The following is a 13,668-nucleotide window of genomic DNA, read 5'->3' as shown; positions in this document are numbered from 1 at the left end:
GGAACAATTATCGAGGTAAGGTGCAGCGCACCGCAAGAATATGTTATGGGTAAATGGAGGCAATCGGAGAAGCAGAATGCAGGCAATTTGCCGGTATTTGAATGATTGCCGGGAATATGGAATGAAAATTCGTAAATTATGAATCTGCTTCTTCGTCTTCGATTCCCTCGAAATAGTTCAAAACGGTCATTAGCGGTAACGTTGTTTTGTCTGCCGCATTCGATAGCTGTATCACCGCCCTGTCGATGGAATTCGGGTCGAATCCCGAGAAGTAGCCTTCGATCACTTCTCCCGGCCGTATCTGGTAGGAAATAGCTTTGTTGATGTACTTCGAAGCGCGTTTTTGGAGGCCGGTCAGGTGTGTTTCGGGCATGGCGGATGTGGCGTTCTTGATAAAATTGGTTCGGAATAATTTAACTATTCCGAACAAAGGTATTAATAGCCGGGAGAGTTTCAGGGATGCAGATGTTCTGATGCGGAAGTTTTTTAGAGACCAACAACCATCACATACCGCCGGGAACCCGCTTTTTGCCGGTATTCGAAACCCATTTTTTCAAACAGTGGCCTGAATCCCATGAAGCGGTAACTCGGCGAGTCGGAATCGACAGGATAGGCTTCCAGGTGCCTGGCGCCTTGCGTTTTGGCGTAATGCATGGCTTCTACGATCATTTGTTCCGTAAGACGCTGCTTGCGGTGGTCCCGGCGAACGAAGAAACAGGTGATCGACCAAACGTTTTCGAGGCTGGGGTCGCCACCAAGGTTACGAAAGCTCTCACGCGGACCAACGGAACACCAGGCCACCGGCTCGTCGCCATGGTAACCGATGAGGCCGACGGGAATTTGGTGACCGACCTGGCTTTTCAATGCGTTCTTCTTGGCATTGCTGTCGTTGCGCAACGCGGTGTCGATTTCGCGCCAGGCCATACACCAGCAATATTTCGGACCGCCTTTTTCCTCAAAAAGCCTTTCCAAATCGGGCCAGGTTTTAAGGTCGACGGGTTTAAAATGATATCCGGGTTTTTTCATAGCGTCTTACTAGCGTGTGCCTTCGTATGTGCTCAACGAGGGTGGTTGGCGGGTTCGTTGCGGGCGGCCATTCCCACCGACCGGGCAATGCGCCTTTCACGGGTTTCCGGCTTTTTGGCATTCAAAATCCATTCCAGGATCGGCCGCTTGGGCGACGGGGCGAATTTGTCGAAGTTCCTGAATGCGGTCGGGTTGGCGTCGAATGCTTTTGCAAGTCGTCGGAGATTACCGGCAGTTTCGAATGCATCCCAGGTGCGTATTTCTTCGCGAGACCGATCATCGCCTGGCCTTCGGGCCGCATAAGGCCGGCGGCCGCCATCCGTGCGGCGCGTTCTTTGTTCACGAATGCTCCATTTGCTTTTGGGGTTACGGCTTCGTGAATGTGAGGTAAAAACTTTCCCCGTCGCGCCTGATGGCCTTGCTGTCGGTCCATCCGTAACATAACGCATGCTCGACCGACTCCTTGTAGCCAATACCGGGCGTGGCGCTGTTTTTGTGGTAATGATGAGAAGAAGACGCCCTTCTTATGGCCCGGCAATTTTCCGGGGAACGCTCCCTTTTTAGTGAGCTTAAATCCCAATAGCACAAAACCGGTATTTTGTTGCACGGTACCTGCTTTTGGTTTAAATTCATAACTTAACCAAAAACCAGAGCTATGCGCGCATCCTATAACTCGCTACTCGCTATTGTATTGTGTTTCACTGTGTTCGGTTTATTTGCTGCTGACCAGCCGGAAACGCTGAAAATCGGCGCTCAGGCGCCGGATTTTAATCTGCCGGGTGTAGACGGCAAGCGGTATTCGCTGAAAAGTTTTGCCAACGCCGATATTCTGGCCATTGTTTTTACCTGCAACCATTGCCCCACAGCGCAGGCTTACGAAGAACGCATCAAAAAACTGACCTCGGATTACAAAGCTCGAAAAGTAGCGGTGGTCGCGATTTCCTCCAATGATCCCAAAGCGATCCTGCTCGACGAATTGGGCTACACCGATATGAGCGACAGTTACGAGGAAATGAAGATCCGGGCCAAAGATATGGCCTATAATTTCCCGTACCTCTACGACGGGGACGACCAGAAGACCGCATTGGCTTACGGCCCCGTGGCCACGCCGCATATTTTTATTTTTGACAAAGAAAGGAAACTGCAATATAACGGCCGTATCGACGACGTCGAAAAACCGACGGGTACGCCAAAAAACCACGACGCGCGAAATGCCATCGAAGCATTACTGGCCGGAAAACCGGCGCCGGTGGCTACTACCAAGACTTTCGGCTGCTCCATGAAATGGGCATCGAAAGAAGACAATGTGAAAAAAGAACAAACCGCCTGGGCAAAGGAGCCGGTAACCCTGGAAACGATCGACGAGGCTGGTTTGAAAGAACTCATTCAAAATAAATCGGATAAGTTGCGGCTCATTAACGTGTGGGCAACCTGGTGCGGACCCTGCGTGACGGAGTTTCCGGATTTCATGGTCATGCACCACATGTACCGCCGGCGCGATTTCGAGTTTATTTCGATCAGCGCCGATAACCCGGACAAAAAAGACAAGGCCCTGAAATTCCTGCAAAGTAAATTCGCTTCCAACAAAAATTACATTTTCAACGTGGAAGACAAATACAAGCTCATCGAAGCGGTAGATTCGAAATGGCAGGGCGCTTTACCGTATACCATGCTTGTAGAACCGGGCGGCAGGATCGTCTATTCGCAACAAGGGCCGATAGATCCCGCGAAAATGAAGAAGCTGATCGTCGAAAACAAGTATGTCGGACGGTACTACTAAACCATATTTAAACATTTCTACCTGACTTTATGGAAAACCAAGACCTTTCAAGACGTCGGTTCCTGGGCGCATCCGCCCTTGCGGCGGCGGGTTTCGTGATGGCGCGTACCCCTGTTTTCGGCGCTCCCGCTTACATCAGAAAGCTCGGCAAACCGAATTCGCTCTTCAACGGCGTGCAGGTGGGGGCCATTACCTATTCATGGAGAAGCCTGCCTGGCAGCGCGGAGGACATTCTGAAATACTGCATCGAATGTAACATCAGCGCGATCGAGCTTATGGGGCCTACAGGAGAGTCTTTCGCAGGCGCTCCCGAAGCACCACCCCGCCCCAATCTGGCTCCCGGCCCCGACGGCAAGCGCCCGGAAATGACCGAGGAACAAAAGGCTGTTCAAAAAGAATATGCGACGAAAATGGCCGAATGGCGTGCGAAAGTTTCCATGGATAAGTTTGTGCAGCTTCGCAAGATGTACAACGACGCGGGCGTAAGCATTTACGGTTTTAAGCCTAATGCATTGAATGCCAGTAACACCGACGCCGAGATAGATTATGCATTCCGCGCGGCGAAAGCGCTAGGCGCCAATCAGGCCAATGTGGAGCTGCCCAACGATCCGGCGCAAACCAAGCGCCTGGGCGATATCGCCGCCAAAAATAAAGTGTATTGCGGGTACCACGGCCACACCCAGCAAACACCGACCTGGTGGGATAATGCGTTGAGCCAGTCGAAATACAATGCGATGAACTTCGATATGGGGCATTATGTGGCGGCGGGCTACGACCCTTTCCCGCTGCTCGAAGCGAAGCACGACCATATCGTAAGCATGCACGTGAAAGACCGCAAGAACAAGGAACACGGCGGAGCTAACCTGCCGTGGGGCCAGGGCGACACGCCCATCGTTGCGGTTTTGGAGTTAATGCGTGCCAGGAAATACAAGTTTCCCGCTACGATCGAATTGGAATACGAAATTCCGGCCGGGTCGGATGCGTTGAAGGAGACGCAGAAATGCGTTGAATTCGCACGGAAGGCTTTGGGGGCATAGTATTAACAGTAGTAACGAACCGGGACTGCGTGTTTTAATGTCCCGGTTTTGTTTGATCAGGCTGTTCTGTAACCCTTGCGGAAGCCGGCGGGGGTGTAGCCGGTATTTTTTTTGAAAAACAGGTTGAAATTCGGTTGCTCGGCAAACCCGATGCTGTAAGCGATATCCTGCAATGTCCAATCCGTTTGTACCAGCAAGACTTTGGTTTCTTCCAAAAGCCTGTTGCGGATATGCGTGCTGACATTTTGCCCGGTGTGTTTTTTAAGTAATGCATTCAGATGGTTAGGATGAATGCCGAGACTTTCCCCGAATTCCTTGGCCGTTTTAATACGAATAGGCGTTTCTCTGTTGATATGTGCCGTTTCGCGTTCGAGCAAGTCAAAAAAAGCGTGAATGTGCCGGTATTCGTCCGAAACGTTGTCCGGTTCGGGAAAATTGGCAACACGCGAGCTTTCAACCATAACGAGCTGTATGTAAGCCGCCATCGCTTCCTGGTTGAATGCGTCGCCTACCAGTTCTTCCTCCTGCATGCGCGCGAAGAAGCGCGTGAGCACCGGCACATCCGCGTGCGTAAGACGGATTACGCTTTTTTGCTTATCCGTAAACAACCCGAATTTGTCGATCGTCGCTTTCAGCTGCGGATGGTTTTGGATAAATGCCTTTTTGAAAAGGCAATAATAGCCGGCCGAATCATCGTTTTCAGTATCTGCCGAAAGATTTTTCCAGGAAATAATGTCGTTTGGATGGATGAATAGGATCGTAGGCTCGTCGATATAATATGTGTTCAGGCCCATCGTGAAAATGCCGGTACCACCGGTAACCATCAGTATTTTGTAAAAATCCCGCCGGTTAGGGGAGAGGTAGTTGCGGCATTCGTGTTGCTCGCGGTTGAACGTTCGGATCGTCCAGTCCTCGAAATTTTCACGCAGTACCGGAATGAGCCCGGGCAGGTCACGCAGCAGATCGATCGTCTTGGTGTCCAGTGTTTTCGACATTGCGTTTGATTTTTGATAGTTCAGGAAAAAGGGATGCACTGGCTTAGCAGCGCATCCCCGTTCAGCGCGCCTTCCCTATGCGAGTTCTTTGGTGGCCGCAACATCGTCATGATCGGTTCCGGTAATGACCTCGTACCATTCTCCGATTTCCTTCTCGAAGGCCGCGGTTTTGGCGCGGAAGCGTTCGAGCGTATCGCTGCCTAACGGCAAATGTACAGGAGGATTATCGGAATTTCCGAGTTTGATCAGCGCCTGGGCCAGTTTTTTAGGATCGCCGGGCTGCTTTTTGTTGGCCTGTGTGGCAAAGTCGCGCATTGCGCCCACAGTTTGGGCATAGTCGTCGATTACATTGGCAGTGCGGGTGAGCGATGACCGGTCCAGGAAATCGGTGCGGAAGAAACCGGGAGCTACCACCGTTGCATGGATACCCAGAGGCGCAAGTTCCTGTGCCAGGGCTTCGGTAAGGCCTTCGATAGCGAACTTGGTCGAGCCGTACACGCCCCATCCGAAATAGGCGCTCAAACCGCCGACCGACGAGATGTTGATGATATGGCCCGAACGCTTCGCGCGCATGAACGGGAGCACCGCGCGGGTCACATTCAAAGTACCGAATACATTTACTTCATAATTATTCCGTACTTCCCCGGCGGAAGCTTCTTCCACCGCGCCCAGCAGGCCGTAGCCCGCATTGTTGAGAAGGATGTCTATCTTACCAAAACGGTCGATAGCCTGCTGTGCCGCCTCCGGGGCCTGCGCTTCGTTGGTGACATCCAATGCCACTACAAGCAGGTTGGGGTCGTTGCCGAACTGAGCTGCCGGATCGGCCGCTTTGCTTCTGACGGTGGCTACCACCTGATCGCCTGTTGCCAGTACTGCTTTGGTAATTTCCAGACCGAAACCTCTCGAAGCCCCGGTGATGAACCATGTTTTAGGAGTTTTCATTTTGCTTGTCATTTTTGTTCGTGATCGATGATACAAATATGACAGGACGGCGCCGGCGGGCACTTGGCAGGATTAAAGTAATAGTTATGAATTTCAAAGAATCGGGATCAGCAACTCCGGAACGGGTTGACAATCGTCAGGCGGCCTTCGACAACGAGTTGATGATGCATATCTTCCGAGTAAAGAATGTTGCATCCGGCTTCCAGCGCTCCTGAAACGATGATCGCGTCGAAAAATTGGAAGTCGTATTTTTCGGTTAGATAAATCGCTTCTGCTATGGTGGTTTCAGTTATATCGGTCATCAGGCAGTCGGTCATCAATTCATACCACAACTCCGATACCTGTTGCTTGTCCCATCCGAGCTTCCTTTTACACACATTTCCGATTTCAACCAAAAGCTGCGCATTGATGTGAGATCCACGGCCGACCAGCTTTTCAGCTATTTCACTTTTCTCCAGATGTGTGTCGATAAGATAAATGATGATGTTAGAATCCGGAAATGCGTTAGTCAAAGTCATTGGCTTCGTCCCGGTCAAATTTAAATTTTGATAAATCTGCTTCAGGGAACTTTGAGTATCTTTTTCTTATCTCTTCCAAAGACTTCGCTTTGCGAGGCTTTTCTTTTCTTTCAATAACCGCAATAACCCTGACATGCTCTCCGACAAAGTTTTCGGGAAGCTCGATTGTTACCGAAGTGGTCTCGGGAGTGATGGTTTTAGTGTACATGTCAGTGTGGTTTTGTTTAAATAATCTAAAAAAATTGCCTAAAAATTTTTTCGTACGAAATTTTTCCTACCTTTGAACTGTTGATTGAAAAACGAGCAAAATGGAACCTACGAAATCGGAACTGGAAATACTGCAGGTGCTTTGGGAATACGGGCCGTCGACGGTACGGTTTGTGAACGACAAGCTCAACGAGGAAAGGCGCGCGGTGCAGTATTCTTCGACATTGAAACTGATGCAGATCATGGCCGAAAAAGGCATTCTGATCCGCGATGAAAGTAGTATGAAACACATTTACAGCCCGGCTGAGCCCGAGGATAAGACCAAGTCGGCACTGCTGGAGCGCTTTGTGGATTCGATGTACAAAGGATCGGCGTCGAGCCTGGTAATGCAGCTTTTTGGAAATAAAAATACTTCCAGTGAAGAGCTCGCCGAGATCAGGGATTTTCTGAAAAAACTGGATCAGTAATTATCAAACCGTTAGAACGCGTTAGCCATGAACTGGAATATTATCGATCGCCCCGCGGTCCGTGAATGGATCGAAGCATTGTGCTTTACGCTGATGCATTCGTTATGGCAGGGACTTGTTGCCGCTATCCTGGTGGGGATCGTCCTGCTTACCACCCGGAAGAGCAAGCCCGTATTTCGCTACAACCTGCTCGCATTGCTGATGGTGTTGTTCGTCGCGGGTGCGGTAACCACCTTCGGTTTCATGTTGAAGAGCGTCGATTTTACATCGACTTCCGTGCCTCATTCAATGCTTTGGGAACAAGATCCGGTGTTTTCGGACGAAGCCGGCGCTCCCGCCATTGTAGCGGCGGGCCTGGTTACAGAGCACGGGTGGGTGAGGCATATTGTCGACTTTTTTGCTGCAAACGCACAACTGATCGTCACGGTGTGGTTCCTCGTTTTCGCATTGAAGTCCTTGCAGGCGATAAGTGGTCTGTTTTATCTCAATAAGATCACAAAAACGGTTTCGGCACCTGAAATGAAATGGCTTGTCCGTTTCTATGAGCTGGCGGAAAGAATGGGGATCAAACAGGAAACGGAGCTTTGCGAATCGGCGCAGGTTACCGTGCCGATGGTGGTCGGATTCTTGAAACCCGTGGTACTTGTGCCGCTCGGGATGCTGGCCAATCTTTCGGCGGGACAGGTGGAAGCTATTCTTTTGCACGAGCTGGCGCATATCCGCCGCCGCGACTACCTGATTAACCTGGTACAGATATTCTGTGAAAATGTATTCTTTTTCAACCCGGCGGTATTGTGGATTTCCCGACTGATCCGCGAAGAACGCGAGCATTGCTGCGACGACCTGGCGATCAGCGTCATGCGGAACAAGGCTTCCTTTATTCTCGCACTCGTATCGTTTCAGGAATACAACCAGTCACGCCCGGCATTCGAAATGGCTTTTTCGAAAAAGCGCAACCATTTGCTGGACAGGATCAAACGCATTGTCAATAACAATAATAAACCACTTGATGCCATGGAAAAACTATTTGTAACGTTCAGCCTGGCGGCAGCGATCGCGCTCTCGGCAGCTACGGCACCGGAAAGACCGGTGAAATCAGGAAAAATTCCTGCTATGACGGAGCCTGCTCCATCATCAGCGAGCACCAGGGCAACGCCCCGAGCCAAGGTACACCGACTCGTAACCTCACCGCCCGACACGCTTCCAAAAAAGAAATTGCGGTCGGTTGAAACGGAGATACATTCAGCGAATGTGCGCTCCGCACGCGAGGGAATCAGTACGTATAACGTCACACGTAACAACAGGCAGTACGAGATCGTCAAACGCAACGGCAAGATTATCTCGCTTTGGGTCGACGATCAGGAGATAGCTCAAAGCGACTATCCGAAGTATCAGCCCGAAATCGACAAGATCATGGAGGAAGTGAAGATCCAGCATGAACTTGCGGAGAAACAGCGTGAACAGGCAGAGGAAATGCGCAAAGTCGCCGAAGGTCAGCGCCGTTTAGCGGAAAAACAGCGCGAAGAGGCTGCTCAAATGCGGCTGGAAGCCGAGAAACAACGTGAACACGCCAGCGAAATGCGGTTACATGCCAATGCCAACCGCGACGAGGCGGCCAAAATGAGATTGGAAGCCGAAAAGCAGCGCGAAGCAGCGGAAGGTATGCGAAAGCAGGCCGATCTGATGCGTCTGGAAGCTGACAAACAACGGGAGCAGGCAGAGGTGCAACGCAAAAAAAGCCGAGGAAATGCGTCGGGAGGCGGAAAAAGAGCGCGAGGCTTATATGAAGAAGCAGGAACAGATAATTGAGGAACTGAGTAGTGCAGGGCTGGTGAAGGACAAAAATGATCTGTCGTTCAAACTCACGGACGACGAACTGATCGTCAACGGCGAAAAGCAGCCGGCTGACCTGCACCAGAAGCTGAAAGCCAAATACCTGAAAAGCGATGCAGGTAAAGGCTTCGAGATGTACTACAATTACAATGGCCGGTGGGGCTATTCGACAAGGACCCGGTAGAATATCAGTAAAACCGCTGCTGCGATGCGTTTAATAGGAAATTATCAGGAACAATTTCCGGATCGCCATGCATCGCAGGACATTCATCAAAAATACATCGATAACAGCAGCCGGGGCCGCTATGGCGCCCGGCCTGGCTTTTTGTGGTCAGGTTGCGCAGAACAAGCTGCCCAAATGGAAAGGCTTTAATCTCCTGGACTTCTTCTCGCCCGACCCCGCCAAAGGCCGTAAACCTACTACCGAGGAGCAATTCAAATGGATGAATGACTGGGGCTTCGATTTTGTGCGTATTCCAATGGCTTACCCCGTATATCTCAAATTTGACCGGAGCCGGAATATCACACCTGACGAGGTTTACCAGATCGACGGACAAGCCGTGGAGCGTATCGATAAGCTCATAGCGACGGCGCACAAGTATAACATCCATGTAAGCCTGAACCTGCACCGCGCGCCGGGTTACTGCGTCAATGCCGGTTTCAACGAGCCCTATAACCTCTGGACCGACCAGAAGGCCCTTGACGCATTCTGTTTTCATTGGAATATGTGGGCAAAAAAGTACAAAAGCACCACTTCCAAACGCATCAGCTTCGATTTGCTCAACGAGCCGAGCATGCGTGCCGACATGAATGACCAGCACTCCAAACGCTCGTCGGTTCCCGGCGATATTTACCGCAAAGTGGCGATCGCTGCCTCAGAGGCGATCAGAAAGGAAAATCCGGCACATTTAATCATCGCGGACGGCAACGATGTCGGGACATCCGTTATCCCGGAATTGACCGACCTTGACATCGCTCAGAGCTGCCGCGGTTATCATCCGGGTATTATTTCGCATTACAAAGCACCATGGGCGATGAAAGATCCCGACAATGCGCCCGAACCGAAATGGCCGGGACAAGTTGGCGACCAATATCTCAGCCGCGCCATGCTCGAAAAGTTCTACAAACCCTGGATCGAGCTGGTCGGGAAGGGCGTAGGCGTGCACTGCGGTGAATGCGGGTGCTGGAACAAAACGCCGCATGACGTCTTCCTCGCCTGGTTCAACGATGTATTGGATATCCTTTCATCCAATGGTATCGGCTTCTCGCTCTGGGAATTCTCAGGCGATTTCGGCGTGCTGGACTCCCGCCGCGAGGATGTTGCTTACGAGGATTGGCATGGTCACAAGCTGGACCGGAAGCTGCTCACATTGCTGATGAAGTACTAACTATTTATTCAACTCCATCAGCAAACCAGGAATATTCAAACTCTTCGTGTACATTTCAATGGATCCATCCGGCAAGTATTCCCACTGCTCCCGCGGGCGGTCCCAATAGAGCTCGACGCCATTGCCGTCAGGATCGTTGAGGTAAATTGCCTCGGAAACACCATGATCGCTGGCGCCGGTCAGTGGGTAATCGGCTTTCAAAAGACGGTTTAATGCAAATGCAAGATCTTTGCGGGTTGGGTAAAGAATGGCTGTGTGAAACAAACCGACGCCATGCGGCGAGGCGGGCGGCGCACCTTTGCTGTACCAGGTATTGAGGCCAATGTGATGATGATAACCCCCGGCGGAAATAAATACGGCCTGAGTGCCGTAGCGGGTGGTAATCTCGAAGCCGAGCAAGCCGCAATAAAAGTCGAGGGCCCGGTCGAGATCGGCCACTTTGAGATGTACATGGCCGATCTTTGTTTGGGCGGGTATGACGTAGCTGTCTGGTTCCATAGGAGGTTTGATACAGTTTGCAAACAATCAATTTACATCGATTTCCGGTAAAAAATTCCGGGGCGCGGCTTTACAGATAAATCAGTTTAACCATTCAGAACACATTAATGAATCGCCGAAAAGCATTATCCTCCATCGCTGCCGTGAGCGCAGCGGGCATTGTGCCGTCCGAAGCCGCCAAAACCAAAGCCCAGCCATTTATTTACTCCCTCAACATGAGCACGCTGCGGGGGCAGAAGCTCGGTTTCCGGAAAGAACTGGAAGTGGCGGCCAGGGCAGGTTTCGGTTCGGTGGAGATCTGGATCAGCACTTTGCAGGATTATCTCAAAGGCGGCGGAACCCTGCAGGAAGCCAAACGCATTATCGGCGACCTGGGTTTGAAAGTCGAGGACGCGATCGGTTTTGCGACGTGGATCGTGGATGACGACACGGCCCGGGCCAAAGCATTGGACCAGCTCAAAGGCGAAATGGAACAGCTGGCGGCCATTGGTTGCCCGCGCGTGGCGGCCCCGCCTATGGGGGCGACGACCGGGCCTTCGCTGGATCTGGCCAGGGTAGCCGAGCGTTACCGCAAAATACTCGAACTGGGCGATCAAACCGGGGTCGTGCCGCATCTTGAACTCTGGGGCTTTTCTAAAAACCTCAGCCGGGTAGGGGAGATATTGTATGTGGCAGTGGAATCGGGCCATCCGTCGGCCCGTTTGCTCATGGACGTTTACCATTTGCACAAAGGCGGCTCGGGAATGGAGGCGATCAGGGATGTCGGCAAGCCGTTGATCGAAATTTTCCATGTCAACGACTATCCGGCCACGCCGCCGCGCGAGACGATTACCGATGGCGACCGTGTGTATGTCGGGGATGGTATCGCGCCCTGGAAAAATGTGATACAAAGCCTTAAAGACCCGGATAAGCCGGTAATCCTTTCGTTCGAAGTGTTCAACAAAGATTATTGGGCGCAGGACGCTTTGCAGGTTGCGAAGACCAGTCTTGCCAAAATGAAGAAGGTCGTAGAAGCAGCCGTTTAGCGCAGGGCAGGCCGGTGTCGATGCCGGCCTTATCTTTTTCCCGAAAAAGAAAGTATTGTCAATACGAGTCCCGCGATGGTGGCGATGCCGGAAGCGATAATGGCGAATATCATCACAAACCCTCGGGAGCCGGTTTTTTTCATGATAATCAAACCATCGCCTTTTTTGATTTCGGAGAGTTTTTCGACGGTTAACTGATAAGTACCCGCTTTGCCAATGCTGAATTCAGCGACGGGCACAATACGGCTGCCGGTCATATCCTTGCGTGATGCGAGGTGGTTCACCACGTTCACAGCATCGAAATGCTTTCCGTCAGGCAGGGAAACCAGCTTGTACAACACGCCGGTAGGCATAATGCCCCACGTGGCCGGACGTCGGTAAGCGATTTCGTATTCGCCGGGTTCGGAGAGGTGAAATGCCGGAAATGGGCGGTCGAGCGGCAATGTGATTTTGCTGCCGCCATAAATCGCGATGATCCTGCCAATGCTTTTTACGAGAAACCACAAACCCGCGGCGAAAAGAAGGGGAAAGAGTATTTTCGACATCGTTTAAACTGCTTACCAAGATCCGAATGTAAGCAATTATGCAGTCTGCGCCGGCCCAAGTTGGTGATAATCAAAGTATTTTTTGAGTAAAAGGTTAATGAACCTTTTCAAATAGATCTCATTTAAAAACACGTTCGACCAGTCGTCGTATCGCCGCGACTGCACACCGAGGTAAAAGAAATACAGGCAAATGCCCAGCATCGGGACCAGGCGCTTTTCTTCTTCGGTCACCGGCACAACGGATTCGTACCCTTTGTAAAACTCCGCGGTTTTTCGCGCACATTCGGCTTCGTCCTTTTCTGTGGCATGTATTTGCAGCACATAATAGGCCATGTCGAGGCACAACCAGCCGTTCCCGCAGAAGTCGAAATCGAAGAAAGTCACGTCCCCTTCCGGGGTTACGTTCATATTGTCGAACCAAAGGTCGAGATGGACGGCGCCGCGGCGAAGCCGGCTTTGATCGGCATTCCGCAACTCGGCAAGTAAATAGGCCTGGATGGTTCGCATATACCGCATTTCTCCGGTATCGCCGGGAAGGAACCTGCCCAATTGTTCCAGCGAATCGATCAGCAATTCTTTTTCGGTGTACGTAATGCGTTGCAATGCGAAACCTTCCGTGAGCAGATGCATTCGGGCCATCAGTTCGCCGACGCGAAAATGGGTTTCCGCTTCGAAATTGAGCACTTTTTGACCTTCGGCAAAAGAGAAAAGCACACCATGACGCGTGCCTTCGGGCGCTTCGAAGGAATGAATTAATTTCCCCTGACTGTCGGCGATGGGAAAGGAAACCGAAATGCCATTGGCCTGTAAATGTTCCAGCAAACGCAGTTCTTCCGAAATCTCGGTCAGCGTCCGCCACTGAAAACTGTATACGCGGAATATATAACGCCGTTCGGGTGTTTGAATAAGATACGTATCGCTGATCCCGGTTTTCAGGATCGTGCACGTTACCTGCTGGTCGGGCAAATAATGTTTTTGGAGAAAAATACCCAGGTGAACGGGCGAAAGGGTGGAATTGGAAACGGGAAAGACGTTCATGGCGAAAGGCGGTCGGGGCGCAAAATTATGGATATATTTGCCCCGAACGTAATGCATCTTAAATAAAAATTTATGGCAGAAATTAATTTCAAACTCGATAACCGCCGCCGTGGGGCTTTTTATGTAGTAGAAGACGGCAAACAGGTCGGCGAAATGGTGATCGGTTTGAGCGAAACGACATTGACCGTGTACCACACCGAGGTAGATCCGGCCATGGAGGGTCGTGGCCTGGCCCGCAAAATGCTCGATGCAATGGTCGCGTATGCGCGCGAACATGGATTGCAGGTCATGCCGCTCTGCGAGTATGTGCACGGACAGTTTCGTCGCCATCCCGAGGAGTTTGCCGACGTCTGGAAGAAGTAACCCTGC

Annotated in this window: 18 protein-coding genes; 8 read left to right on the top strand and 10 right to left on the bottom strand. The window is 51.4% G+C overall.

What is annotated here, in order from left to right:
- Positions 1-136: 136 nt before the first annotated feature.
- The 3 genes from ABV298_RS02135 to ABV298_RS02125 form a co-directional block, all read right to left on the bottom strand.
- Positions 137-373, bottom strand: coding sequence for a hypothetical protein (locus ABV298_RS02135; RefSeq protein ID WP_353720558.1), 237 nt, complete (start codon positions 371-373; stop codon positions 137-139).
- Positions 374-486: 113 nt separating this feature from the next.
- Positions 487-1,026 (bottom strand): GNAT family N-acetyltransferase, encoded by a 540-nt coding sequence (locus ABV298_RS02130; RefSeq protein WP_353720557.1) that lies wholly within the window; start codon positions 1,024-1,026, stop codon positions 487-489.
- A gap of 32 nt (positions 1,027-1,058) precedes the next feature.
- A complete protein-coding gene (locus tag ABV298_RS02125) occupies positions 1,059-1,475 on the bottom strand; it encodes a YdeI/OmpD-associated family protein (protein ID WP_353720556.1) in 417 nt (138 codons plus the stop codon).
- 206 nt (positions 1,476-1,681) lie between these two features.
- Between ABV298_RS02125 and ABV298_RS02120 the strand changes: the two genes are divergently transcribed.
- The gene (locus ABV298_RS02120; RefSeq protein ID WP_353720555.1) at positions 1,682-2,806 is read left to right on the top strand and encodes a redoxin domain-containing protein; all 1,125 of its coding nucleotides are present in this window, start codon (positions 1,682-1,684) and stop codon (positions 2,804-2,806) included.
- Positions 2,807-2,835: 29 nt separating this feature from the next.
- On the top strand, positions 2,836-3,843 hold the full coding sequence (locus ABV298_RS02115; protein ID WP_353720554.1) for a TIM barrel protein: 1,008 nt from the start codon (positions 2,836-2,838) through the stop codon (positions 3,841-3,843).
- A 56-nt stretch (positions 3,844-3,899) separates the two neighbouring features.
- Here ABV298_RS02115 and ABV298_RS02110 read toward each other — a convergent pair whose 3' ends face one another.
- The 4 genes from ABV298_RS02110 to ABV298_RS02095 all read right to left on the bottom strand — a co-directional run bounded on the left by ABV298_RS02110 (position 3,900) and on the right by ABV298_RS02095 (position 6,506).
- Positions 3,900-4,838 (bottom strand): helix-turn-helix transcriptional regulator, encoded by a 939-nt coding sequence (locus ABV298_RS02110; RefSeq protein ID WP_353720553.1) that lies wholly within the window; start codon positions 4,836-4,838, stop codon positions 3,900-3,902.
- A 75-nt stretch (positions 4,839-4,913) separates the two neighbouring features.
- Positions 4,914-5,780 carry an oxidoreductase gene (locus tag ABV298_RS02105; protein WP_353720552.1) on the bottom strand — a complete coding sequence of 289 codons (867 nt, stop codon included), beginning with the start codon at positions 5,778-5,780 and terminating at the stop codon, positions 4,914-4,916.
- A 107-nt stretch (positions 5,781-5,887) separates the two neighbouring features.
- Positions 5,888-6,298, bottom strand: a complete 411-nt coding sequence (locus ABV298_RS02100; RefSeq protein WP_353720551.1) for a PIN domain-containing protein — start codon at positions 6,296-6,298, stop codon at positions 5,888-5,890.
- Entirely contained in the window at positions 6,285-6,506 is a 222-nt protein-coding gene (locus tag ABV298_RS02095; RefSeq protein ID WP_353720550.1) for a hypothetical protein, read from the bottom strand. Before ABV298_RS02095 ends, ABV298_RS02100 begins: the two co-directional genes overlap by 14 nt.
- A 100-nt stretch (positions 6,507-6,606) precedes the next feature.
- Between ABV298_RS02095 and ABV298_RS02090 the strand changes: the two genes are divergently transcribed.
- From ABV298_RS02090 to ABV298_RS02075, 4 genes are all read left to right on the top strand, one after another.
- Complete coding sequence (locus ABV298_RS02090) at positions 6,607-6,972, top strand: BlaI/MecI/CopY family transcriptional regulator (RefSeq protein WP_353720549.1); 366 nt, start codon at positions 6,607-6,609, stop codon at positions 6,970-6,972.
- Between the two features lie 27 nt (positions 6,973-6,999).
- Positions 7,000-8,781, top strand: a complete 1,782-nt coding sequence (locus ABV298_RS02085; RefSeq protein WP_353720548.1) for a M56 family metallopeptidase — start codon at positions 7,000-7,002, stop codon at positions 8,779-8,781.
- The gene (locus ABV298_RS02080) at positions 8,756-8,989 is read left to right on the top strand and encodes a hypothetical protein (protein WP_353720547.1); all 234 of its coding nucleotides are present in this window, start codon (positions 8,756-8,758) and stop codon (positions 8,987-8,989) included. The genes ABV298_RS02085 and ABV298_RS02080 overlap by 26 nt, the downstream gene beginning before the upstream one ends.
- A gap of 67 nt (positions 8,990-9,056) precedes the next feature.
- Positions 9,057-10,193, top strand: coding sequence for a cellulase family glycosylhydrolase (locus ABV298_RS02075; RefSeq protein ID WP_353720546.1), 1,137 nt, complete (start codon positions 9,057-9,059; stop codon positions 10,191-10,193).
- Here the strand turns inward: ABV298_RS02075 and ABV298_RS02070 are convergent, their stop codons facing one another.
- Positions 10,194-10,691, bottom strand: coding sequence for a VOC family protein (locus tag ABV298_RS02070; protein ID WP_353720545.1), 498 nt, complete (start codon positions 10,689-10,691; stop codon positions 10,194-10,196).
- A gap of 107 nt (positions 10,692-10,798) precedes the next feature.
- Here ABV298_RS02070 and ABV298_RS02065 point away from each other — a divergent pair, with 107 nt between their 5' ends.
- Positions 10,799-11,716 (top strand): sugar phosphate isomerase/epimerase family protein, encoded by a 918-nt coding sequence (locus tag ABV298_RS02065; protein ID WP_353720544.1) that lies wholly within the window; start codon positions 10,799-10,801, stop codon positions 11,714-11,716.
- A gap of 29 nt (positions 11,717-11,745) precedes the next feature.
- Here ABV298_RS02065 and ABV298_RS02060 read toward each other — a convergent pair whose 3' ends face one another.
- Together ABV298_RS02060 and ABV298_RS02055 are read right to left on the bottom strand one after the other, a co-directional pair.
- On the bottom strand, positions 11,746-12,261 hold the full coding sequence (locus tag ABV298_RS02060) for a hypothetical protein (RefSeq protein ID WP_353720543.1): 516 nt from the start codon (positions 12,259-12,261) through the stop codon (positions 11,746-11,748).
- A 36-nt stretch (positions 12,262-12,297) separates the two neighbouring features.
- Positions 12,298-13,356: a phosphotransferase gene (locus ABV298_RS02055; protein WP_353720542.1), complete on the bottom strand. Its 1,059-nt coding sequence runs from the start codon at positions 13,354-13,356 to the stop codon at positions 12,298-12,300.
- Positions 13,357-13,371: 15 nt separating this feature from the next.
- On the opposite strand from ABV298_RS02055, the gene ABV298_RS02050 reads away from it, so the two are divergent.
- Entirely contained in the window at positions 13,372-13,662 is a 291-nt protein-coding gene (locus ABV298_RS02050; protein WP_353720541.1) for a GNAT family N-acetyltransferase, read from the top strand.
- Positions 13,663-13,668: the final 6 nt, after the last annotated feature.

It is taken from the genome of Dyadobacter sp. 676 (assembly GCF_040448675.1).
Classification (GTDB): Bacteria; Bacteroidota; Bacteroidia; order Cytophagales; family Spirosomataceae; genus Dyadobacter.
This window is presented reverse-complemented; position numbering and strand designations above follow the sequence as displayed.

What these genes read in the sequence shown, in the direction of transcription:
- ABV298_RS02135 (WP_353720558.1), bottom strand. Translation starts at nt 373, where the DNA reads ATGCCCGAAACACACCTGACCGGCCTCCAAAAACGCGCTTCGAAGTAC.
- ABV298_RS02100 (WP_353720551.1), bottom strand. Translation starts at nt 6,298, where the DNA reads ATGACTTTGACTAACGCATTTCCGGATTCTAACATCATCATTTATCTT.
- ABV298_RS02065 (WP_353720544.1), top strand. Translation starts at nt 10,799, where the DNA reads ATGAATCGCCGAAAAGCATTATCCTCCATCGCTGCCGTGAGCGCAGCG.
- ABV298_RS02055 (WP_353720542.1), bottom strand. Translation starts at nt 13,356, where the DNA reads ATGCATTACGTTCGGGGCAAATATATCCATAATTTTGCGCCCCGACCG.
- ABV298_RS02050 (WP_353720541.1), top strand. Translation starts at nt 13,372, where the DNA reads ATGGCAGAAATTAATTTCAAACTCGATAACCGCCGCCGTGGGGCTTTT.
- ABV298_RS02070 (WP_353720545.1), bottom strand. Translation starts at nt 10,691, where the DNA reads ATGGAACCAGACAGCTACGTCATACCCGCCCAAACAAAGATCGGCCAT.
- ABV298_RS02130 (WP_353720557.1), bottom strand. Translation starts at nt 1,026, where the DNA reads ATGAAAAAACCCGGATATCATTTTAAACCCGTCGACCTTAAAACCTGG.
- ABV298_RS02060 (WP_353720543.1), bottom strand. Translation starts at nt 12,261, where the DNA reads ATGTCGAAAATACTCTTTCCCCTTCTTTTCGCCGCGGGTTTGTGGTTT.
- ABV298_RS02075 (WP_353720546.1), top strand. Translation starts at nt 9,057, where the DNA reads ATGCATCGCAGGACATTCATCAAAAATACATCGATAACAGCAGCCGGG.
- ABV298_RS02125 (WP_353720556.1), bottom strand. Translation starts at nt 1,475, where the DNA reads ATGCGTTATGTTACGGATGGACCGACAGCAAGGCCATCAGGCGCGACG.
- ABV298_RS02105 (WP_353720552.1), bottom strand. Translation starts at nt 5,780, where the DNA reads ATGAAAACTCCTAAAACATGGTTCATCACCGGGGCTTCGAGAGGTTTC.
- ABV298_RS02095 (WP_353720550.1), bottom strand. Translation starts at nt 6,506, where the DNA reads ATGTACACTAAAACCATCACTCCCGAGACCACTTCGGTAACAATCGAG.
- ABV298_RS02115 (WP_353720554.1), top strand. Translation starts at nt 2,836, where the DNA reads ATGGAAAACCAAGACCTTTCAAGACGTCGGTTCCTGGGCGCATCCGCC.
- ABV298_RS02090 (WP_353720549.1), top strand. Translation starts at nt 6,607, where the DNA reads ATGGAACCTACGAAATCGGAACTGGAAATACTGCAGGTGCTTTGGGAA.
- ABV298_RS02085 (WP_353720548.1), top strand. Translation starts at nt 7,000, where the DNA reads ATGAACTGGAATATTATCGATCGCCCCGCGGTCCGTGAATGGATCGAA.
- ABV298_RS02120 (WP_353720555.1), top strand. Translation starts at nt 1,682, where the DNA reads ATGCGCGCATCCTATAACTCGCTACTCGCTATTGTATTGTGTTTCACT.
- ABV298_RS02110 (WP_353720553.1), bottom strand. Translation starts at nt 4,838, where the DNA reads ATGTCGAAAACACTGGACACCAAGACGATCGATCTGCTGCGTGACCTG.
- ABV298_RS02080 (WP_353720547.1), top strand. Translation starts at nt 8,756, where the DNA reads ATGAAGAAGCAGGAACAGATAATTGAGGAACTGAGTAGTGCAGGGCTG.